Origin of the sequence: Gluconobacter sp. Dm-73 (genome assembly GCF_018256215.1) — a bacterium.
Classification (GTDB): domain Bacteria; phylum Pseudomonadota; class Alphaproteobacteria; order Acetobacterales; family Acetobacteraceae; genus Gluconobacter; species Gluconobacter cadivus.
Window position 1 is genome coordinate 95,877 of the sequence record NZ_JAERLW010000010.1, and the last position, 20,736, is coordinate 116,612.

The 20,736-nt window shown below is 58.0% G+C and carries 23 protein-coding genes; 2 read left to right on the plus strand and 21 right to left on the minus strand.

Annotation, left to right across the window (positions count from 1 at the left end):
- Position 1: 1 nt before the first annotated feature.
- The 16 genes from JK176_RS11490 to JK176_RS11565 all read right to left on the minus strand — a co-directional run bounded on the left by JK176_RS11490 (position 2) and on the right by JK176_RS11565 (position 12,969).
- The gene (locus JK176_RS11490) at positions 2–916 is read right to left on the minus strand and encodes a hypothetical protein (RefSeq protein WP_211587972.1); all 915 of its coding nucleotides are present in this window, start codon (positions 914–916) and stop codon (positions 2–4) included.
- Positions 917–934: 18 nt separating this feature from the next.
- On the minus strand, positions 935–1,492 hold the full coding sequence (locus JK176_RS11495) for a hypothetical protein (protein WP_211587973.1): 558 nt from the start codon (positions 1,490–1,492) through the stop codon (positions 935–937).
- 454 nt (positions 1,493–1,946) lie between these two features.
- Positions 1,947–2,264 (minus strand): hypothetical protein, encoded by a 318-nt coding sequence (locus JK176_RS11500; RefSeq protein WP_099286025.1) that lies wholly within the window; start codon positions 2,262–2,264, stop codon positions 1,947–1,949.
- Complete coding sequence (locus JK176_RS11505) at positions 2,261–2,686, minus strand: hypothetical protein (RefSeq protein WP_062108428.1); 426 nt, start codon at positions 2,684–2,686, stop codon at positions 2,261–2,263. The genes JK176_RS11500 and JK176_RS11505 overlap by 4 nt, the downstream gene beginning before the upstream one ends.
- The gene (locus JK176_RS11510) at positions 2,687–4,174 is read right to left on the minus strand and encodes a phage tail protein (RefSeq protein ID WP_211588013.1); all 1,488 of its coding nucleotides are present in this window, start codon (positions 4,172–4,174) and stop codon (positions 2,687–2,689) included.
- A 96-nt stretch (positions 4,175–4,270) separates the two neighbouring features.
- Positions 4,271–5,257, minus strand: a complete 987-nt coding sequence (locus JK176_RS11515; protein ID WP_211587974.1) for a hypothetical protein — start codon at positions 5,255–5,257, stop codon at positions 4,271–4,273.
- Between the two features lie 12 nt (positions 5,258–5,269).
- Positions 5,270–5,869 (minus strand): hypothetical protein, encoded by a 600-nt coding sequence (locus JK176_RS11520; protein WP_211587975.1) that lies wholly within the window; start codon positions 5,867–5,869, stop codon positions 5,270–5,272.
- A gap of 10 nt (positions 5,870–5,879) precedes the next feature.
- The gene (locus JK176_RS11525) at positions 5,880–6,281 is read right to left on the minus strand and encodes a hypothetical protein (RefSeq protein WP_211587976.1); all 402 of its coding nucleotides are present in this window, start codon (positions 6,279–6,281) and stop codon (positions 5,880–5,882) included.
- A gap of 54 nt (positions 6,282–6,335) precedes the next feature.
- The gene (locus JK176_RS11530; protein WP_211587977.1) at positions 6,336–7,715 is read right to left on the minus strand and encodes a DUF4043 domain-containing protein; all 1,380 of its coding nucleotides are present in this window, start codon (positions 7,713–7,715) and stop codon (positions 6,336–6,338) included.
- Positions 7,716–7,785: 70 nt separating this feature from the next.
- On the minus strand, positions 7,786–8,301 hold the full coding sequence (locus tag JK176_RS11535) for a phage scaffolding protein (RefSeq protein ID WP_249194465.1): 516 nt from the start codon (positions 8,299–8,301) through the stop codon (positions 7,786–7,788).
- Entirely contained in the window at positions 8,298–9,716 is a 1,419-nt protein-coding gene (locus tag JK176_RS11540; protein WP_194268672.1) for a phage portal protein, read from the minus strand. Before JK176_RS11540 ends, JK176_RS11535 begins: the two co-directional genes overlap by 4 nt.
- Before the next feature lie 46 nt (positions 9,717–9,762).
- Positions 9,763–11,076: a phage terminase large subunit gene (locus JK176_RS11545; RefSeq protein ID WP_211587978.1), complete on the minus strand. Its 1,314-nt coding sequence runs from the start codon at positions 11,074–11,076 to the stop codon at positions 9,763–9,765.
- The gene (locus tag JK176_RS11550) at positions 11,060–11,428 is read right to left on the minus strand and encodes a hypothetical protein (protein WP_349291928.1); all 369 of its coding nucleotides are present in this window, start codon (positions 11,426–11,428) and stop codon (positions 11,060–11,062) included. The genes JK176_RS11545 and JK176_RS11550 overlap by 17 nt, the downstream gene beginning before the upstream one ends.
- A gap of 76 nt (positions 11,429–11,504) precedes the next feature.
- Entirely contained in the window at positions 11,505–11,657 is a 153-nt protein-coding gene (locus JK176_RS11555; RefSeq protein WP_211587980.1) for a hypothetical protein, read from the minus strand.
- A 440-nt stretch (positions 11,658–12,097) separates the two neighbouring features.
- Positions 12,098–12,664 (minus strand): hypothetical protein, encoded by a 567-nt coding sequence (locus JK176_RS11560; RefSeq protein WP_211587981.1) that lies wholly within the window; start codon positions 12,662–12,664, stop codon positions 12,098–12,100.
- A complete protein-coding gene (locus tag JK176_RS11565; protein WP_211587982.1) occupies positions 12,664–12,969 on the minus strand; it encodes a transcriptional regulator in 306 nt (101 codons plus the stop codon). Before JK176_RS11565 ends, JK176_RS11560 begins: the two co-directional genes overlap by 1 nt.
- Positions 12,970–13,166: 197 nt before the next feature.
- On the opposite strand from JK176_RS11565, the gene JK176_RS11570 reads away from it, so the two are divergent.
- A complete protein-coding gene (locus JK176_RS11570; protein WP_235993467.1) occupies positions 13,167–13,475 on the plus strand; it encodes a helix-turn-helix domain-containing protein in 309 nt (102 codons plus the stop codon).
- Between the two features lie 540 nt (positions 13,476–14,015).
- Here JK176_RS11570 and JK176_RS11575 read toward each other — a convergent pair.
- From JK176_RS11575 to accD, 3 genes are read right to left on the minus strand one after another with little or no spacing between them, the layout of a single operon-like run.
- Positions 14,016–15,530, minus strand: a complete 1,515-nt coding sequence (locus JK176_RS11575; protein ID WP_099286014.1) for a replicative DNA helicase — start codon at positions 15,528–15,530, stop codon at positions 14,016–14,018.
- 44 nt (positions 15,531–15,574) lie between these two features.
- Positions 15,575–16,897, minus strand: coding sequence for a folylpolyglutamate synthase/dihydrofolate synthase family protein (locus tag JK176_RS11580; RefSeq protein WP_211587983.1), 1,323 nt, complete (start codon positions 16,895–16,897; stop codon positions 15,575–15,577).
- A complete protein-coding gene (gene accD / locus JK176_RS11585; protein ID WP_194262743.1) occupies positions 16,897–17,766 on the minus strand; it encodes an acetyl-CoA carboxylase, carboxyltransferase subunit beta in 870 nt (289 codons plus the stop codon). Before accD ends, JK176_RS11580 begins: the two co-directional genes overlap by 1 nt.
- A gap of 273 nt (positions 17,767–18,039) precedes the next feature.
- Here accD and JK176_RS11590 point away from each other — a divergent pair, with 273 nt between their 5' ends.
- Positions 18,040–18,603, plus strand: a complete 564-nt coding sequence (locus JK176_RS11590; RefSeq protein ID WP_194262742.1) for an HdeD family acid-resistance protein — start codon at positions 18,040–18,042, stop codon at positions 18,601–18,603.
- Positions 18,604–18,646: 43 nt separating this feature from the next.
- Here the strand turns inward: JK176_RS11590 and trpA are convergent, their stop codons facing one another.
- Both trpA and trpB read right to left on the minus strand, forming a co-directional pair.
- On the minus strand, positions 18,647–19,459 hold the full coding sequence (gene trpA, locus JK176_RS11595; protein WP_211587984.1) for a tryptophan synthase subunit alpha: 813 nt from the start codon (positions 19,457–19,459) through the stop codon (positions 18,647–18,649).
- Positions 19,456–20,694 (minus strand): tryptophan synthase subunit beta, encoded by a 1,239-nt coding sequence (gene trpB / locus JK176_RS11600; RefSeq protein ID WP_211587985.1) that lies wholly within the window; start codon positions 20,692–20,694, stop codon positions 19,456–19,458. Before trpB ends, trpA begins: the two co-directional genes overlap by 4 nt.
- Positions 20,695–20,736 lie beyond the last annotated feature (42 nt).

Here is a 20,736-nt window from a genome sequence, read left to right on the forward strand (position 1 = left end):
CTCATGCGAAAACGGACGGCAAAGCCGTCTCCTGCCCCTGAGCCACCGCAATATTCGCCGCAGACCGGTTGACCAACCCTCCCGCATCAGCCGCCGCACTCAGAAGCGCTGCATTCTGACCCAGAGTATTCAGCGAAACACTGTTGACCGGCTGGATGGCCTCAACATTCTGTCCCGTCCCGACGATAATGGACTGCAAACCACTTCCCGCATTTTGCAACCCTCCCGCAACAGACGCCAGCGCGGAGGGAACGGTTGCGAGATTCATCCCACTCTGCGCCATGCCATTGACCGTCCCCAGTGCATCCGTAACTTTCGAAGCAAAACCACCTGCACCAACCAGACTGGCCAGCGGCATCACCTGTCCGACAACCGAAGACACCTGCCCCGCTGCCGTAAAGACGCCTTCGGCGACATCCGAAACAACCCCGGAAAAACTGTCGAGAGCACTCCCGACGTCATCTCCCAACAAACCGGACAGGGTCGACAGACTCTGAACGGACGTCGTTTCCTGAGGTCTCTCAAGCACCAGCTTATAGGAACAGACAGCCCCCTTCGCCTGATAGACGTAAGTAAACTGCGCAATCCATACCTGTACGGATAGACCCGCCGCCGAGAACGCAACCTGCTGTCCCGCCATGCGCATGCGCTCGACTGCCTGCGCGCGCATCTGCGCGTCAGGACCGAGAAAACGCCCCCGCAGTTCCAGCCGCCCCGGATCATTGCCCAGCGCGTCCACAACCCGCCCACCACCTGGCAAACGATGCACAACCAGCATCTGACGACCGCCAACCTGCAGCGTGTCCGGAACCTCAATTCCCGTCAGAACCAGACTTCCCAGTATGACAGGCGACGACGCCCCCAAACGCCCCACAGCGCCAATGGCATTTTCTATGTCAGAAAGGCCAATACCCATCAGAGAACATCTCCTCTGTCAGAAAAATCCGATACTGCGACCGGGATACTGAGGCTGCATGATCTCATCCACACCGCCGCCAGAACGACGCGCCGCCAGACGGGCATCACGATGACCCAGCAGAAAATCCCCGCTCCTCACCTCATGCTCCAGACGATCATTCACAATTTCAGTATCGTAATATGGTCGAGCCTCTGAAAAAACATGCTGCGACTTTTGTTCCCGCCCGGTCGTTCCGTACATCCCCTCCCCCGCAAGGAGAGGCCGAGCTTGCGGCACAAACAAGGAGTTTCCAGACCGCCGCATCGTCTCAAGAACAACGGACGATGCAGCACTCCCAACACGCCTCGCAGACTTTGAAGGGAATATTCTTTCGAGCAACCCCAATTGTCTTTCCGGAGAGACAGTTCTTCGGAAAACAAAGTTAATACGTTTTTTATTAGAAACTATTTTATCTTGTTTGACACGCAGCTGAGACATCTGCCGCGGAGAATTCGGAAAGGTAGATACCCTTTTAATCCGCCCCTTGTTCCCGGCAAGAGCAACAACCGATCTGACAGAAAAAGAGGGCAGCATCGATACCTCATCCCCTTTTCGCCTTGAAAAGTGCGCCTCATTTCGCAACCCAGTCGGCTTCCCTGCGCCGGGCACGCTCCGAGTACTGGATGTTTCCCGCGTTCCGGAATACGCCATCCTGACCGCAATCCCCGGATGATTTCTGGCATGAACCGTCTTCGCCCAGCCCGATTTCCGCAAACGAGGCACGGCCGAAACCGGCGTCTCCCTTCGCAGCATCCCTCTGGCAGACTGACCGAAAAATGTCCTGACCGAGAGAATATTCCGCCAGATGTTCTCCCGCATCATATCTCTCCCTGATACCGCATCATTTCCCAGTCAAAACAGTGTCCTTCCCGCTCACCGGTAATGACACACGCGGCCAAACGCCGCGCCCCTGACCACCCTCGCAAAACATCCCACGGCACCCCGTGATCCAGCAGATAAAGCATCTCCTGAAACCCGGAGTGCCGACTCAGTTTTTTGCGATGTCCCGGATATCATCATCCGCATCACGCTCAAACAACGGTGTCAGCGCAGCAATCCCGGATTTTCCGACACGCCGCGCAAGATCACGGATCTCGTCCTTGCTCTGCGGCATCTGAACCGGCACACCATCAATCGCCGTCACGGAACAGATCATTTCCGCATAGCCCAACCACGCAGACGCCGAAGCCCCATTGATCGCACTTCCCGCCGCTTCAATCAGATCCAGCATGTCCGCCGGATCAATCTCGCGCAACGTCAGACGGCGCTTATCTGACAGAACAATTTCCTGCGGAAAATCACTCACGAAATCTTCGTCCTCGTAGAAGCAAAGAACTGAACCGTCTGATGGATCATATGATCCGCCTGCCAGGGATCACTTTTCAGCTGCATAGAAACATTGCTGAACTCCCATGTGCTCGTCGAACCATCCGGTTCCGTAACGTACTGGTAAATCGTCCCGCTTCCGACCGTTCCCGCATTCCAGTAGGCAGCTTCTACAGCCGCCACCAGATTGTCCAGCGCCGCATTAGCCCGGGCGATCTGAAATGCTCCCCGCCAACCGTTCGGAACATTGAATTCCAGAGGAACACCATTCAGCGGGTTGGCACGCAGAGCATGCGTTTCCTGAGCCGCACTGAAAGAAGTCACATCCCTCAGATCAACCCGCTGGCCATTCCACAGAACCGTAATCCGGCAATCCCGGCCAATACTGTATGGATTTGCCATTTAGCCGATACTCCCCGACGCAGACGACACAGTGACAGACGCGCCACCCTGCAGATTGACAATGAATTTCTCGTTGATGCCCTGATATCGAACAGCCACATCCGCCTGCACATAGCCCAGTGCCGTACGGGACTGCGGATTATTGCTCGAATCACAGACCACGCTATAGGGCAGTTCACTATTCTGAACGCCCAGAATACCCTGAGACAGCAGAGACGACAGAAACCCCAGAAGCGTCGAGCGAATATCACTGAACAGCGTGTCGTTAATGACCTCGCCGACATAACCGCCCATGCCGCCCGCAAGCGAAGACGCAATATAGTTCGTCAGACGCGTGTAATTGTCGCCATTCATGGTACTCTTGCTGGACGAATTATGCCCACACCGCACCGCCCAGTAACTTCCGCCCGGCGCCGGATTGCAGATCACGTCAATTCCAGCCGTAAACAGCACGGACAATTCCGCCGTGGAATATGTCGCACTGCTTCCCGTCAGACCAGCCTTCTGGCTTCCCACAACCCCTGACAGCGCCTTGTTCAGACTGGACTGTTCAGGTGAAAGCGCGGCCAGTCTGCCACCCGCAAATGCCTGCGGACTCACGAGAATCACACCGTTGCTGTCATCATCCCACCACAGCCAGTCCCCGAACATGAGCTTGACCGACGCCGCATCCAGACCACTCGATGCCTTAACCGCAATCGCATTCATCACCGTATCCGCAGCTGGGCCCACGGCGATCATATAGACCCCCTCGGACGCCCCAAAAGCCGCCTGCGCCGTATAGGACGTACTGTCCGACACACCATGCAGCAACCCGACGGCACATCCCTGTCCACGCAGCGCATACATGCCCGTCCGGACCGTGCTGTCCTGCCCCAGGAACTGCGCCGTGGTGGGAACGCCACCATCCGTGCCGCCTGAAAGCGTCACACTCGCAGCCGCCACAGCCGGAACCGTTTCCGGCAACACGACTTTCACGAGCGCACTCAGATCCTGCGCCACAGCAGCGGCAATCCCGGACCAGTCCGCACCGGCGTAAGTCCTTGAACCCAGCTCGGCATGCGTCACCGCAAGCGCATAGCCGGACCCCGTAGCCGTCACTGCGGCAACAATGCCATTACCCGCACTTCCAGTGCAGACCGCCTGAACCGTCACCCCGTCAAGCGCGCCGGAAGCAGCCACATCCGTCCCGTCCGTCACACGGACAACCACGAATGTCGATGCTCCCTGCATCACAGCGATATTGACTGCCAGGCCTGCATCCGTCGTCTTGTTCTGCTTGGCGCCAAACGCCGCGACATAATCACTCATGCCCCCGATCGGCAGCGGCATCCCCACCGGCCCCCAGCCAGCGGTTCCCACAATCCCTAACACCGAAGACGATACGCCCGAGAGGGCCAGCGTCTGCGGCTGGGCAATCTGCACATAAAGATTTGGCACGGTCAGTGCCGTGGTGTTCAGCGTTCCCGCCTGATAGACCAGAGACATCCCCGGATCGCTCTCCAAAATGCAGAAAGCGGGCGCCTCCATGAAGGCCACCCGCTTTCCTGATGAAATTTCAGCTTTTATCACCCAGCTTCTGCGTTAGCCGCCGAGCGCAACCACCGTTCCAAACCGGTCAACACTCAAACCCGGATAAGCCGAAGCCACCGCCTGCGCCGCAACCACAGCCTGCATGGCCTCCAGAGCCGCCGTCACCGTCTGATTCGCCGCCCCGGGTGCCAAAACGCCGAAAGATGCCGAAAGCCCCTCCCCCGCGGACAGGCTGCCGATCCCGCACAGCATTTCGGACGCCCACTGCACCTGCAGGGTATCGAATACCAGCTCATAGAAATAATCCCGCCGATACAATGCTTCGTTTTGCATTGTGTCGACATCTTCCACGCTCTGAAACCGAAGCTGAGCCTCCCGCCCGTCCAGAGTACTGATCCAACTCTGCTCCGCCAGCGCGGTATCCAGAACAGATGCGAGCGTCTCGCGCGCCGTCGCATCCGCCGTCCAGATCGAAACCCGATAGAGCTGCGCCTGCCGACGCGTCACCCGCACCGACTGGCCATAGCCACCGGCATGACCAGTCAGAACCCGCCCCGGCACACTGACAACCGCACCATTCGCCACACCACCAGTCAACGCCGCCGCCAAAGCTGCAGCAACCGTCTCAGGCGTGTCCTGCGCCATCACCGCATAAGCCGCAGAAGGTTCCCCTCCTCGCGGCATATCATCCAGCCAGACCGCCACAACTCCTGCCGGCGTCGCCATTCCGGAAAAAACGATCTCAACCGCCCCATCCGTCACAACAACCCCAACCGTAGGCTCAACCTTCTGCTGGACCCGCCAGGGTCGCCCCAGTGGTTCCGCCCATTCCGGCATTTTCCGCGGCGCCATCGTAACGGTCACGAAATCGATATTGTTGCGAATATTCTGGGCGGCGAAAAGATCGCTCGGCAAAAGCCATCCCCGCCGCAACACCACCTGTCGCCCCGTCACCGAAACGCCCGATAACCCATCCGGATAAAGCACCTGCGCACAGTTATAAGCCAGCGCCAGCCCGACTTTGGAGGCATCCGTCATTCTTCTCCCCCCTCAGACCTGCTGAAACGACATGGTGCACCGGATACCGAACCCGGATATTTCCACTGCATTGACCGTATAAGTCGTCCCAAGATCGGTCGTAACCGTCATATATGGCGTCAACACAACTCCCGGCAGAAGCGGAAGATACATCACGGACTGGCCCGGCCGTGTCGCCCCCGGAACCCCACTTCCCGAAGATTCCCCCTTCGCCCGCATGATAATAGCCGCCGGACAATCCGAAACGAGCGTCTGCACCACTCCCGTAACGCCGCTCACCGACACGGTCCGGCTACACACCACACATAATGGCGGCCGCAGAGGCTCCACGGACGCTACGAAATACGTCCGGCCACTCGCAGCAAGAATATCGCCCACCTGCGTATCATCCCGGCGATCTGTCAGAACATATTCCGTCGGAATCCCCCATCCGATCGGACGCTCAAACGAAAACCCGGCATCTACGTCGAAAGCCAACATCGGCTGAGCATAAAGCACACTCATCGGCGACAGACCGCTTGAAGGACGATACTGCTCGCCAGAAGCCCCCAGAACCTGCGCCGCCTTGGCATATCCTCTGGAAAGTCGGGCTGCGATCATTGCCTGCTGCACAATGCCCTCCTCAAACCACGATCGCCCGGCCGTCCTGCAGTTCCAGTCCACCCGTCACACCCAGAAACGCACACAAACGACGACGCCACAGCGTAAACAGCATTATCCGGTCCTGCACTTCGCGACCATTATGATACCAACTGGCCGCCCGTGCCGTATCCAGATTGTCCGACGACGCCGTGATTGCGGTTTCGAGCGGATAAAGCTGCGACAGATAAAGCCGGATCTGCTGCAACTCTGCCGCAGACAGATAATTCATCCGCCATTCCAGCGCACCTTCCACCTGGAAGAAACGCCATGATTCCTGGTTTCCTTCCCGCGATCCGATCGCGGGATACCCACAGAACCGCCGGATATCCATTTTCTCTCCTTCCGAGAGAATATCCGTCGATAAACCAACCGTCCCGGACATATCATTCCCCCTGCAAGAGAGGCCCCCGCCTCAAAGACGGGGGCCGAAAATAGGTCAGAACGTCAGACCAAGAGCATCCGTACCAAGGCTCTCGATCACAACACCCCGCTTGAGGTAGCTGTTCGTCGCCGTCGGAATGACCGTCATGTCCGCCGTCACGTCGGTCGGCAGAGCAAAACCACCAATCCAGTACCAGGACTGCGCAATGATCTGCCGCAGTCGATCCAGCGGCTCACGCGTCACCATCGCCACGCTGTCCACCATCTCGATCAGCGCCCGCTCGGCATCCGGAATGTCGGAATGACCCGTCAGCGCACAGTCACCTTCGATCAGCGCACCCTGACCGAGAAGAAGCGCACGATGAATGGAACCCGCCCCAAGCGACGCCTGCTGCGGCGCTTCCGTCGTCGGAATAAACCGCACACCCAGAAGCTCAATCACCTGCCCGGAACGATACTCTTCCGAACCATAAGCGCCACGATACAGATGCTTGAAATCCGGATCACGGAAGAGCGACAGAAGCTGCAGATCATCCAGATAACAGTGATACGCACCATTGATCATCGGCACGTTGTTACGCCGCAGTGTCGCCACACCGGCCAGAACCTGCTGAATGCCCAGCGTATCCGCCAAACCACTCGCACTCGCCGTCTGTAACGCCGCCGTCGTCAGACGACCATTCGGACGGATCACCATCGGCGCCGTGGAGGCTACAACGGCCTGACCTTCCGTCCCATCCGCAACAGAAACTGAAGCCGAGAACGTCATCTGCCCAGAAACACCACCCGGCGCTGTAGACACATTCGTCCCATCAGCCGCCACGCTGACAAGCGTATAAACATCACTGCCCACCGTCACAGTCATGCCATGTGTCGCACTGAGCGACGTGACCTGACCATTGACGATCACGGACTGGAAACCCCGGATGTCATCAACCGAAATGGTATTCCCAGCGCTTCCCAGTGTCGCCGTCACGCGCGTATTACCGCCAAGATAGCCGCCCACACCATTCTGCGCACCACCGAACAGCGTATTGCGCGCCAGCCGGTCGAGAGACTGCATCGCCTGCACACCGTTGGTGTTGGCGTTGGCCAAAAACTGCGACGCAATCCCTACACCACTGGTCACCATGTTCAAATCGATCGTATCGCCATACTGGTTGATCGACAGCGTGTACTGCTCAACGGCCCAACCAGAAGGGCTCAGACCATTATCGAAATTGGTATTCCCCGTCGGATTAAGCGGCGTCGTCACAGGCGCCTTGAGGCTCTTGCGTGTTTTTGTCAGCGTCTCACCAATGGCGTTCGGAAACACTTCGCGATCGGCAACCTGGCGGAAACCCAGACGGGATTTCAGACCATTCTCGAATTCGCGGGCTAGAAACCCCTGTTGAATGGCGGCCTGAAGCTGAACAGGAAAATTATCAATGCTCATGTATTTTTTCCATAAATGTGTTGTCTGAACCCGGCCTGCCATCAGACCCGGTCAAATATCGCTCCAAAGCTCACTTCTGAGCCAGAAACTGCCATTTGCGCGTTTCGTAATCCGCCTCGCTGACGGCCCGCGCATTGAACGGTTCAACCCCGCCCGGACGAGGCGCTGCCTGCCCGACCGTCGTTCCGCTCGAATATCCAGGCCGCAGCACCTCACCAAACAGATAGGCCCGCTCCTGACGGGCCTGCTGCAAAGCCTCGGAAACACCAACCACCGAGCCGTCTTCGCCCCGCTCAATCCCGTTAAGATCGATCAGCCGCACAACATCATCAGGATTATGTGCACCATTGCGGATCGCTTCCGCCCTGAGCGCCGCCACAATAACCTCCCGGTTACTGTCCTCCCGCATCCGGGCCAGCGCTTCTTCATGACTGCGCTGAAGCGTCTCCTGACGCGTCACAACATCCGTCATTTCCTGACGGACCGCCTCAACCTCGCTCCGCGCGTCATTCAGCGCCTGACGCAGAGCATCCACATCCTCAATGGTGTCATCAGTTCCGGACATCATTCCCCCGTCAACACTCATGCTTGTTCAGAAGCACACCACTGCTCCAGCATTTTCCATTCCGTATTCGGATCAGAATTTCCCGATGCCATTGCAAACATCCGAACCGCGGTCTCGCGGCTCAGAATTCCATTGGAAACCGCCACTACCAGCCCCTGCACCAGCGACAGCAATTCCGGGTCCGTGGACGGAAACCACGCCGGCCACCGCAAACTCATGCGGCAATATGGCAGGTCCTTAACCAGCTCGCCCCCAAGCCGCAGCCCGTTTTCCAGAACACAGGAGAAGCGACACGCCATCCGGTAAATCGACAGTAGCGCACCTTCCCCGTAGGAATGCCGCAGACGGTCCACCAACCAGATCAACGGCTGACACATCATCTCCATGGCCTTACCGGACTGCGCGCCGCCAACCCTGTCACCATGCGCGCGGTTCCCATGAAGCTGCTCCAACACCACCAGACGCAGTTCCCGATAATGATCGAGCACCGCACCTGCAGCATTGCCGTTGATCTCCAGAAGCTTCGCATCTCCCTCAGGCGGAAGCGTCAGCGCCGAAGCCGCACCACCCTGATGCGCCACCCCATCGGAAAAGCCACCCGTTTTCAGGACCAGCGTCGGATCGGAGCCATATTTCAGCCCCCGCCCTGCTTGAGACAGCAGATAATCCGCTTCGATCACCGTATCGATGGCCCGCTCGAACGTGCACTCGCCTTCCGGATCGCGCCCACAGGGTCCACCCAGATTGCGCGTCCACACAATCGGCACAAACCCCAGCCCATGACGAACGGAACGGCTCTCGTCCCGAACCCCACCATCCATTCCCACCAGCCACGGCACGGACACCGCACAGTCGACCGGCGTCCAGACCCGCTGCCACCAGAACTGCGCGCCCAGAAGCTCACCCGCAATCGGATAACCCTGCGCCGCCAGATCTCGCCCCCGGACCAGGAACCTTTCTTCGACCCGCAACAGTTCGCCCGTCGCATCATCCCAGAACGGCGTCAGATAAGCCGTTTCCAGAACAGACAGCTTCGGAACCCCTGCGGACACTTCAAACAGGATCGCAACCGACCCGACAGACCCCAATCGCGCCGCTTCCATCAGAAGCGACGCCAGTCTGGTCTGCGAAGCAAACGTGCTCATGGCATGCGCCACCCGCGCATCGTCCGTCACCAGACCAGGCCAGTGCGTGTCACCAAAAAGAAGCGAAACCGCCTCATCCACAACCGTCCGGCACAGATTGGTCCGGACCGAAGGACGGCGGCTGGATAACGGGATATATTCGCCCGCTCCCGACTTCTCCATCGAGAACGGGTGCGGCAGCGCATCATACTGCGTCCCATCCAGAACACGCTTGAGCGCCAGCAGCCGCGCCGTCCGCGCAGACGCACCCGCAGGAACAGCATAACGCTGTTGCAGGGACAACCAGTCCATGTGTTCTCCATTGTTTCAGGCCACTCGCCGACCTGAAACGGTCGGCTCAGCGCGCCAGCGAAAATCCAGACGAGCTCCAGCCCGTCATGCCACCGTTTCCAGCAAGCATCAGTTCACTCAGCCCCCAGACCATCGCATCCGCCCGGTCCGGAGACCGTGGCCCGCGATATCCACTGACCGAGAAATGACAGAGCTGATCCTCCAGAGCCGTAAACCGGCCATGATGCACAACCCTGCCAACCTCGTAGAGCGCCGCAACCGGTTCAGCACGCGCCGCTTTGCCCCGCGCCGCTGTCACCAGCTTGACGGAAGCATGCGCCCGCACACTCCGGATCGTGCCCTCTACCAGAGCCCCCCCGAAGTTCCGCTCCGCAACAATGCGTTCAGCACCCCAGTCATCAAATGCCCGCAAGGCCCGGGCAGCCCAGCCCGCCGGACTATCCCGGGCAGACAGATCTTCCAGAACATGCCCCACACCAGCCGCATCAACGCCACAGACCACAATTCCGATCTCGTCGGACCTGTAGTCTTCCGGTCCCGCCGCCCCAGAAGGATCAACAGACACCAGAATACGCCGCATCCGAGCCGCAACATCCGCCCGGCTCTGCGCCGTAATCGCCGCCTCACGCCGGAACATCTCCAGCCGCCACAACGCACCTTCGACAACCGATTGATATTCACCATACAGAAACCGCCGTTTTTCCCGCTCGGGAAGCGCTTCCAGGCTGGCAAGATAATCCTCGCTCAGATTGTCCCGGTTCGCCTGCGGATTCAGGATCATCGTCGCATAAAGCGACCGATCCCCCATCGGCTCCCCCGATTTAGGCTCAATCCCGCTTTCGAAAAGCGCATAAAGCCAATGCCCCATCGCCGGCGGGTTGGCATCGATATATTCCTTGACCACAAGACCCGTTTTCTGTGCCAGACGCGTCAGAAGCATGTTCCGGGCGCCATAACTGATCTGACTGGCCTCGTTCAGATAAACCGTCGCAAATTCCAGACCCAGAATCTTCTCGGTCCGCTGCTCGTCATCCAGCCCTCCGAAAAAGATCGTCGATCCATTCGGAAACGTCACAACACAGTCCTGCCGGTCCAACTTCCATCCAACCTGCGGAAAACACATCCGCATAACCTTCGGAAACGTATCCCGCAGAATGGACGCCTTCAGCGCCGTCAACCGATGACGAAAAATACCATGGCGACTTTCCGGAGCCTTCAACGCCCGTATCACAACGGCCCGAACCAGAACAAAGGTCTTCCCCGACCGCGACCCACCTCTCAGAAGAATATGCCTTGCCGGCCCACCGAGCAGCCGCACCGCCTCACGCTGCGAGTCATTAAGTCTAAAGGGCGCTGTCATCACTGCTGATATTGATCGAGATTACTCCCGAGCGCCCCTCAGCCTCCATACCAGTCCTGAAACGGGATGGACGATGCGCCCGAAGCAGAAATGCCATCAAACCATCACTGTACCGCTTGCGGACAACAGGATTTCCCGTATCCGGATCGCAGACAACCCGTCCCGCATACGTAATGGGTTCATCATATCCCTCTACCGCCCTCCGCCGTGCTTCCGCTTCCAGAGCATCCGCGGCTTCCTCCAGAGCATCCTCCCAGCGGGACGAAAAATCCTTATCCGTCTCTTTCCAGAGATACAGCGTACTCCGCCGAACCTCTGCAACACGTCCGGCTTCCGAAATATTTCCACTCACAGACAGATGCTCGAGAAACCTTTTTTTCCGTTCTTCTGACTGTTCCCGCCGCAAGGAACATTTGCCGGATATTTCTTCACCCATCTGCTTTAACCTTCTTCCCCAGATCGACCTGAGAACCGACCATCAGCCCGCTCTCAGCGCAGCCTCCCTGCGGCTCATCATCATGCCCCCCTCCAGCCAGACAGCCCGAACCGGCTTCTGCCGCAGACGCAAGCCGCTCTGACACGTTCTTTTCCGTGCCTGAACCTCCACATTACGCTGCACCTGCTCCCGCTCAGCCCGCACAGCCACACGTGCCAAGGTTTCCGGCGCAACCCGCCCGATCACTCGAACCGACAAAACCGAACGCTGACAGGGAATGGACCTGCATCTCACATCCAGGCGTGAAAGACCCGCATCCACCAGTTCGTGCCACTCCAAAGCAACATCAGCCCGATGAACTGGCTCCCCTTCATACACAAGTGGGCATCCCACAAGTGAATCGGATGTATTTTGAAGGACAATAAAAGTCTGACGACCAGACAACACAACACTACCAGAAGAAATCTCACACTTTTCCATTTGTCAGGAAACTTCCAAAATAAAAGCCGACCTCCTTTTCAGAAGGTCGGCTTTGGATATTTATGTATAATTCTTCAGTATGCATTTCTTATATCAAAACCGCGCTCACATATCAATAGATAATTTATCGTTAACAGATTTTTTCTTATGTTTCTTTCTAGAAATCACCTCATAAACATGCGCCAGTTGCTCCAGAAGCAACGCACACTGCGCCGAAACCTTCATTCGCGCACGCCCTTCCGACAGCGCTGGATAGAGATGTCGCGCCATCGCCGAAAACGACATCTCACGTGCCAGAAGCATCTCAAGACGCACATGCGCACAAAGACCAAGCATCTCACGAATCTGGCTCATCCGCGCAGAACACTGTCCCCGTCCAATCATCCATGTATGGATGTCACCACGCTCCCTCACACGACCATCAGACTGCGGAGTTTCCATCACTCCAAGAGACGCGAAAACATATTCGCGATACCACCGATCCGCAGCAGCCAGTTCGTCGTCTCCGATATCGCCTGCATCATACATGGACTGCAACGCATTCACGACCCGGAACGCCTTATTCTCTTCACGGATCTCGGAATGCTGATACCGCTCCGCAGTCGGCTTCACCATGACGTCAGATCCCGCATGCGCGCCTGACAAAGACACCTCCTGCACCATTCCAAACATCAGTTGATCTCCATAACGGCATCACGACTGCCCATTGGCTGTAATCCCGGAAAAACCGGGACCAGATCCGCGCCCCACAACGCATTCCAACTGACAGGATGCCCGGCAGGAAGAGCCTCGGCCGTCTCCCGATCTATTACCACGCGAGCCCGCGGCGTAGACTTCCCGGATGTTTTCTGTGCGGAACGACGACGCCCCTTGCGCACGCTCCCACGCTCCGGTAGCCAACCATCAGACGCAAGCATGGCAGCAAGGGCGCTTGCGGATACACGACGCGGTACGGAACCTGATTTGACCTGCCTCATCTCAACATCCTTCCTCAGTATGGAACTGCCACTAATTTTTGGCAAAATGCCATAGAGTATGATAAAAAAAACTTCTTCTGGATTTGGCATAAAGCCATTGCTAAAAAGGCCTCATGGCCAAACACAAGCGCCCAGACTCTCTGACCACACTCCAACGAGCCATAGGAACTCGCATTTCCTGGGCCCGTGAGCTCGTCATGCCCAACCAGAGCGAATGCGCCCGCCTGCTGGGCGTGGACGCTTCCACGCTGAACAAGATTGAACGCGGCGACCGCGCGCCCAGCGTCTTTCTCATCGCGGCGCTCTCGAACCGGCTGCGCGTATCGACCGATTTTCTTCTAAAAGGCGTCCTGAACGGTCGTACCGACGAAGAACTGGCCCTGCGACTGGCTGCTCTGCACCCAGAACTGGTGCTCCAGCGGCAAGACATGGCTCAGAACACGGACAGAAACACGCCTTCCGACACACCTGATCCGCCCAAGAGACCAGATGAGGAGATCCATTAGTGACCGTTTCACTGGTTTCCATACGCATTCAGGTGCCCCCCATTCGATACAACACGATAAATTCGCTTCATCGATGGAATGAACAAATCGGAAATATCCCCGGCCATCAGACAGTCTGAACTCATGACCGGCTCCTTTCCTTCCCCGTCAATCGCCCCCATGGCAACCACCGATTAACGATAAATTAATGGCACTGTGCCACTGGGTCAAGAAACAAATGTGGCTTTGAGCCATTATGACAGGTTTTAGCTGCCGCTCTTTTTCTGCATTGCAGCCATAATCCAGAAAAAAGATGCACTCCTCCCTTTTGCGAAACCGCCGGGAAGAGTTTCATATTTCAGCTTTTTTCAGGCGTAGAATCCTGATGAAATTCGTACTGATTTTGTATTAATTAACCAATTACGACGTTCTATGTCCGCTCTCTAGCCAAGACATTCCCGAAAAAAGCATAACGATTTTTTCGAGCAAATATCGCGTACTTTTAACGGTGCCCCTTATCAAGATACAACGCCATTCAAAGTACTCCCCTCCTCCGGAGAGTTACTCATGAATAACATCCAGATCCCCAAAACGGGTATATTCCCCTTCGAAATACAACTGGATCATTCCGGTAGGGCCATGCCGCTGCTTCTCAAGAATCAGCTCGGCCTTGTTGTGCACCAACGCCATCTTGCGCTGCCACTCTTCTGTCGCAACCTGGAATTTGTCATTGCTGTCATAAGCGCTGTCTTTAGGCTGACGCTGCTGCAGATAATACTCGTCGCGATATACGAACATGACCGCATCCGCATCCTGCTCGATCGAGCCCGATTCGCGCAGATCCGACAACATGGGTCGTTTGTCTTCGCGCGATTCGACCTGACGCGACAACTGGGACAGCGCAATTACCGGCACAGAAAGCTCTTTCGCAATCGCCTTAAGTCCCTGCGTAATCATTGAAATTTCCAGAACACGACTGTCAGGCTTGGTCCCGATCGCAGGCCGCATCAACTGGAGATAATCCACAACAACAAGGCTCAAGCCCTGCGTCCGAGCCAACCGCCGGCAGCGCGTTCGCATGGCGGAGAGAGAAATCGCTGGCGTATCGTCAATATAGAGCGGCAGCCTTTGAAGCTCCCGTGCCACACGGACAAACCGGTCGAATTCCTTCTGCCCGATATCACCACGTCGGATCTTTTCGCCCGAAACCTCAGCTTCACCCGACAGAATACGGGTCGCTAACTGCTCAGATGACATTTCCAACGAGAAAATAGCGACCGACCCCTTGGGCTTTTCCCCACTATCCTCAGCATCCCGCAGAATCGAGCGCGCCGCCGAAAACGCAATTTTGGTCGCAAGCGCCGTCTTGCCCATTGCAGGGCGACCGGCAAGGATAATCAGATCGGAAGGATGCAGACCGCCGGTCCGCTTGTCGAAGTCCCGCAGACCTGACGTGAGCCCCACTACGTCGCCTGTCCGCTGATAGGCTTTGGTCGCAACCTTAACTGCTTCCGTCAGAGCATTGGTGAAAGAAACGAAACCGCCTTCCTGACCTCGCTCCGTCGCCAGCTTGAACAGCGCCTCTTCGGACGCCGCGATCTGATCCGATCCGTCCAGATCAGGCCGCGCTCCAAAAGCGTTATTAACGACCGTCTCACCAATATCGATCAGCTGGCGCCGCACCCAGGCATCATGGATCACCCGCCCGTAATCACCCGCATTGACGATTCCGACCATCGCCGTCAGCAGCTTGGCCAGATAGGCAGGCCCACCCGCCGCATCCAGAACACCGGTATGCTCGAACTCGGCCCGCATAGTCACAGGATCAGCCAACTGCCCCCGCTCAATCCGCCGGGCAATCGCTTCATAGATCCGACCATTCAGCGGATCGGAAAAATGAGCAGGCTCCAGAAAATCCGAAACCCGCTCATACGCTTTATTGTTCGTGAGGATGGCGCCCAGCAGTGCCTGTTCGGCAGCAACACTGGACGGAGGACTGCGCCTCAGCAGGAGACCCAGATCTCCATCGTTTGAGGAAGCATCAGAAGCGGACGGAGAGGAATGCGATTCGATCATGTTCACGCGCCCTTCTAACATCCCACTCCGTCCCCAGAAACGGATTAACTGGCGATCCAGCCATCCTCTGCCAGAACCACACCCGCCAGATAAAGACTGCCACAAATTAATACCCGGGCCGGGGCGCCCCCTTCGGAAACCAGACGCTCCAACGCCGCTCTGACCGTCGGACCGGCGATCGCCCGCCCACCAGAAGCGGCAATGATTTCCTCAACCGGCATCGCCAGATGCTGCCCAGGCTCAGACACCGCCTGAACGGAAGCGGCACGTTCGATAATCGGCTTCAGGAACCCGGAGGCATCCTTGGTCTGCTTCACACCCGCAATCACGTGGACAGGCCGGTCTTTCCAGCCTTCCAGCACCGCCCCAAGAACCTGTCCGGCATCGGGATTGTGTCCGCCATCAAGATACAGTTCCCACCCCTCAGGCAGCATCCCAGCCAACGTGCCGTTCAGCCTCTGCAAACGTGCAGGCCAGAATGTCCGGGCAATCCCCTGATAGGCCGCAAGAGGCAACTTTAGCCCTGACACACGCAAAGCCGCCACGGCCAGCACTGCATTGCCGGCCTGATGCTGGCCTTTCAATGCAGGCAACGGCAGGGGAAGAACACCGTCCGCATCCCGGTAATTCAGACCATTCACCTGTTCAGTGACGAAGATATCCTGTCCAACCACCCGAAGTGGCGCACCCAGTTCCGCAGCCCGGCGCCGAATGACATTCAAAGCGTCCGGTGCCTGGACCGCCGAAACAACTGGAACTCCAGCCTTAATGATCCCAGCCTTTTCCCCGGCAATCGCCGCAACAGTGCCCCCCAGAAACGCTTCGTGATCCAGACTGACCGGCGTAATCACACAAACAGCAGGCTTCGGCACCACATTGGTCGCATCCAGCCGTCCCCCAAGCCCGACTTCCAGCACCACCAAATCTGCTGGAATCTGCGAAAACAGCAAGAACCCCGCAGCCGTCAGAACCTCGAAAACCGTGATCGGAGCACCGGCATTAACGCGTTCGACCGTCTCAAGCGCAGCAACCAGCACATCCTCATCCACCAACCGCCCCGCCAGCCGGAACCGCTCGGTCACGCTCACCAGATGCGGGCTGCTCATGACATGCACCCGCAGCCCGGCCGCTTCAGCAATCGCCCGCAGATTGGCGCATGTGCTGCCCTTACCGTTCGTCCCCGCCACATGAATCACAGGCGGCAGATGACGCTCAGGATGGCCCAGCTTTGCCAGCAGCACCTCAAGTCGCCCCAGCGAAAGATCGATTAGCGCCGGATAAAGCTCCTGAAGCCGCGCAAGTACGGCCCCCGGCCGCCCCTGATATTCGCCGGACAGCCGAACAGGCGCCCCACGCTCCGCAGTCATCAGATCGCCGAGTCAGAAACGGTTTTCTGACGCGTCATAATGCCCAGAATCCGCCCCAGCAGTTCCGGCAGCTCCGAGCGTTTGGCTACGATATCGACCATCCCATGCTCACGCAGATACTCCGACCGCTGGAAGCCTTCCGGCAGCTTCTCACGAACAGTATCCTGAATGACGCGCGGCCCCGCAAACGCGATCAGCGCATTAGGCTCGGCAATATGCACATCCCCCAGCATCGCGAAGGAGGCCGAGACACCACCCGTCGTCGGATTCGTAAAGACAACAACATAGGGCAGACCCGCTTCCTGCAGCATCTGCACACCGATCGTCGTCCGTGGCATCTGCATCAGGCTGACAGCGCCTTCCTGCATCCGCGCCCCACCCGAAGCCGTATAGACCACCAGCGGCGCTTTCTGCAGAACGGCCAGACGACAGGCCGCCACGAATGCCTCACCCAGCGCAGCTCCCATAGTCCCAAGCAGGAACTCAGGCGCCATGACCGCAACCACAGCCTTCTGTCCCTTGATCAGACCATGCGCAACCACAAGTGCCTCATCAAGATGGGACTTGTTCCGCGCATCCTTCAGACGATCCGTATAACGCTTGGAATCCTTGAACCCCAGCGGATCGACCGGCATCTTCGGCAACTCGATAGTGGTGTATTCCCCACCATCAAACGTCCAGCCCAGACGCTCCTTCGCCGTCGCACGCATATGATGGCCGCAATGCGGACAGACCTTCTCGGACCGCTCCAGTTCCTTGGTGAGCATCATCTGCCCGCAGGATTCACAGTTAGTCCACAGATTGTCCGGCACATCCCGCTGAAGCAGGCCACGCAGCTTGGGTCGGACGTAGTCGGTCATCCAGCTCATGTCGTCTCATTACTTTCTGGCCGCCTTCAGAACAAAGGACGGAGTAGGGGTAAAGCCCGGCGAAGGGCCACATTCTCTGGGCGCGTTTTAGCGTCAGGACATTGATTATGCCAGCCCAACCATCAACTACCCTGCCTTATCTCTCCTATCCACCTTACAAAACATGTCATCCTGCCTGATACGAACCGCGATATCATGCGTTGTGTCACGAAACCGGCAGGCCTCCCGATAGAGACCAGCCAGAACAAACCCAGCTCCCAACCGGAGAAAACCATGTCCGACAGCTTCAACACCCTTCGCTTTCCCAACCCTCAGGGCCTTAAACCCGGCTGGTTCATCGGCTTCGGCGCTATGCTGATCGTCCTCGGGATTCTGGCCGCCCTCGACACCATCGCCACCACCCTCGCCAGCATGGTGGTCCTCGGCGTCCTGATGATCGTGGGCGGCGTCGCACAGGTCATGCAGAGTTTCGCCCATCGCGGCCTTCCCGTCCCGAACCAGTGGCTGTCCGGACTGATCGGCGGCCTCTACATCCTTGGCGGCATCCTCTTGATTGAGGAACCTGCAACCGGCTCGATCTTCATCACGGCCATTCTCGCAGGCTGCCTGATCTTCGCAGGCCTCGCCCGAACCTTCTGGGCTGGCGGACACCGCACCAACAAGAGTTGGATCATGCTGGCCCTCAGTGGCCTCATCACGCTCGTCGTGGGAATCCTGCTTTATATGACACTGCCTTGGTCCGGCCTCTGGCTGATCGGCATGTTCATCGCCGTAGAACTGCTGATGGCAGGCTTCGCAACGATGATGTTCGGATTTTCTCTGCGCAACAACACCTGATCAAACACGTTCCGACAGGCTCAGCCTGTCGGAATGCCAAACATCAAGCCCGAACAGCCGCAGCCAATGCCTCAAGCTGCGCCAGAACAGCCGGAACGGTCCGCTCCGTCGCCCGCCCGTCTTCAAGCGTACCCGCCATGGTCTTGATCAGAGCAGAAGCCACAACCGCCGCATCCCCGATCCGAGACGCCGTCCGCGCCTGCTCCGGCGTGGAAATCCCGAACCCGACCGCCACAGGCAGATTGGTCGCTTCCCGGATACGCGGCAGCGCCTTCTCCAGATCCGCAGCACTCGCGCTGCTCGTCCCGGTAATCCCGGTAATGCTCACATAATAGACAAACCCGGTGGCATCCCGCAGCACATGGAACAGACGGGAATTCGACGTCGTCGGCGCCACGAGAGAAATGATGTCCAACCCGGCTTCCCGCGCATGAGCATCCAGCAGATCCACCTCCTCGGTCGGCATGTCGACGACAATAATCCCGTCCACACCCGCCTGCGCCGCATCGAAACAGAACTCCGCCGGACCATAACTATCGATCGGGTTCAGATACCCCATCAGCACGATCGGCGTCTCACTGTCCGTCTCACGGAACGCCCGGACCATCTGAAGCACCAGCCCCAGCGTCGCCCCGGCCTCTAGTCCACGCAGGGCCGCTGCCTGAATCGTCGGCCCATCCGCAGACGGATCGGAAAACGGCACCCCGATTTCGATCAGATCTGCTCCAGCCGCCGGCATCGCCCGCAGCAGCTCCAGCGAGGTGTCATAATCTGGATCACAGGCCTGAAGATACGGAATCAACGCCCCGCGCCCTTCCTGTTTCAGAGCGGCAAAACGTGTCTGGATCCGGCTCACAGCTTCACTCCCAGATGATGCGCCACAGTAAAGATATCCTTGTCCCCACGACCCGAGACATTCAGAACAATGATCTGGTCCTTCGCCATCGTGGGCGCAATTTTCATGACATGCGCCAGCCCATGCGCACATTCGAGGGCCGGAATGATCCCCTCTGTCCGCGTACAGACCTGAAACGCCTCAAGCGCCTCCTCATCCGTCACGCCGACATACTCGGCCCGACCGATATCATTCAGCCAGGAATGCTCTGGCCCTATCCCCGGATAATCCAGCCCCGCGCTGATCGAATGCGCTTCCTCAATCTGGCCGTGCTTGTCCTGAAGCAGATAGGTCCGATTGCCATGCAGCACACCCGGCCGCCCACGGGAAATGGACGCCGCCGTCTTTCCGGAATCCAGCCCGTGCCCCGCCGCCTCGACACCAATCAGCTTCACATCCGCATCGTCCAGAAACGGATGGAAAATCCCCATCGCATTCGAACCGCCACCAATAGCCGCCACAATCACATCCGGCAGACGCCCCTCGGCCTGAGTGATCTGCTCCTTCGTCTCAACCCCGATCACGGACTGGAAGTCCCGCACCATCTCCGGATACGGATGCGGCCCGGCCACCGTACCCACAAGGAAATACGTATCCGCAACATTGGCCACCCAGTCGCGCATCGCCTCGTTCATCGCATCCTTGAGCGTCCCCGCCCCGGCCGTCACGGGCTTCACCTCAGCACCCAGCAGATGCATGCGGAACACATTGGGCTTCTGCCGCTCAACGTCCGTCGCACCCATGTAAATGCTACATTTCAAACCAAACAGCGCACAGACCGTCGCCGTCGCCACACCATGCTGCCCCGCACCCGTCTCTGCAACGATCCGGGTCTTGCCCATCCGTCGGGCTACGAGGATCTGCCCCATAACATTGTTAAGCTTGTGCGACCCTGTATGGTTCAGTTCTTCGCGCTTGAAGTAGACCTTCGCCCCCCCAAGCTCTTCCGTCAGATGCCGGGCAAACCACAACGGGCTCGGACGACCGACATAATCCTTCAGATAATAGTCCAGCTCTTCGCGGAACGCGGGGTCAGCCTGCGCAGCGCGATAGGCCTCGTCCAGCTCGAACAGTAGCGGCATCAGCGTTTCCGCAACAAAGCGGCCACCAAAAATCCCGAACCGTCCCCGTTCGTCAGGGCCGGAACGAAGCGAATTGGCCAGAGAGGAAGATAGGGGGGAAGATGTGTTCGTCATACCGCACTCGGTTCCGCTTCAGGGCTCCAATGCGATACCAAG

What these genes read in the sequence shown, in the direction of transcription:
- JK176_RS11490 (WP_211587972.1), bottom strand. Translation starts at nt 916, where the DNA reads ATGGGTATTGGCCTTTCTGACATAGAAAATGCCATTGGCGCTGTGGGG.
- JK176_RS11495 (WP_211587973.1), bottom strand. Translation starts at nt 1,492, where the DNA reads ATGCTGCCCTCTTTTTCTGTCAGATCGGTTGTTGCTCTTGCCGGGAAC.
- JK176_RS11505 (WP_062108428.1), bottom strand. Translation starts at nt 2,686, where the DNA reads ATGGCAAATCCATACAGTATTGGCCGGGATTGCCGGATTACGGTTCTG.
- JK176_RS11510 (WP_211588013.1), bottom strand. Translation starts at nt 4,174, where the DNA reads ATGTCTCTGGTCTATCAGGCGGGAACGCTGAACACCACGGCACTGACC.
- JK176_RS11515 (WP_211587974.1), bottom strand. Translation starts at nt 5,257, where the DNA reads ATGACGGATGCCTCCAAAGTCGGGCTGGCGCTGGCTTATAACTGTGCG.
- JK176_RS11525 (WP_211587976.1), bottom strand. Translation starts at nt 6,281, where the DNA reads ATGTCCGGGACGGTTGGTTTATCGACGGATATTCTCTCGGAAGGAGAG.
- JK176_RS11530 (WP_211587977.1), bottom strand. Translation starts at nt 7,715, where the DNA reads ATGAGCATTGATAATTTTCCTGTTCAGCTTCAGGCCGCCATTCAACAG.
- JK176_RS11535 (WP_249194465.1), bottom strand. Translation starts at nt 8,301, where the DNA reads ATGAGTGTTGACGGGGGAATGATGTCCGGAACTGATGACACCATTGAG.
- JK176_RS11540 (WP_194268672.1), bottom strand. Translation starts at nt 9,716, where the DNA reads ATGGACTGGTTGTCCCTGCAACAGCGTTATGCTGTTCCTGCGGGTGCG.
- JK176_RS11545 (WP_211587978.1), bottom strand. Translation starts at nt 11,076, where the DNA reads ATGACAGCGCCCTTTAGACTTAATGACTCGCAGCGTGAGGCGGTGCGG.
- JK176_RS11560 (WP_211587981.1), bottom strand. Translation starts at nt 12,664, where the DNA reads ATGTTTGGAATGGTGCAGGAGGTGTCTTTGTCAGGCGCGCATGCGGGA.
- JK176_RS11565 (WP_211587982.1), bottom strand. Translation starts at nt 12,969, where the DNA reads ATGAGGCAGGTCAAATCAGGTTCCGTACCGCGTCGTGTATCCGCAAGC.
- JK176_RS11570 (WP_235993467.1), top strand. Translation starts at nt 13,167, where the DNA reads ATGCCCAACCAGAGCGAATGCGCCCGCCTGCTGGGCGTGGACGCTTCC.
- JK176_RS11575 (WP_099286014.1), bottom strand. Translation starts at nt 15,530, where the DNA reads ATGATCGAATCGCATTCCTCTCCGTCCGCTTCTGATGCTTCCTCAAAC.
- JK176_RS11580 (WP_211587983.1), bottom strand. Translation starts at nt 16,897, where the DNA reads ATGACTGCGGAGCGTGGGGCGCCTGTTCGGCTGTCCGGCGAATATCAG.
- accD (WP_194262743.1), bottom strand. Translation starts at nt 17,766, where the DNA reads ATGAGCTGGATGACCGACTACGTCCGACCCAAGCTGCGTGGCCTGCTT.
- JK176_RS11590 (WP_194262742.1), top strand. Translation starts at nt 18,040, where the DNA reads ATGTCCGACAGCTTCAACACCCTTCGCTTTCCCAACCCTCAGGGCCTT.
- trpB (WP_211587985.1), bottom strand. Translation starts at nt 20,694, where the DNA reads ATGACGAACACATCTTCCCCCCTATCTTCCTCTCTGGCCAATTCGCTT.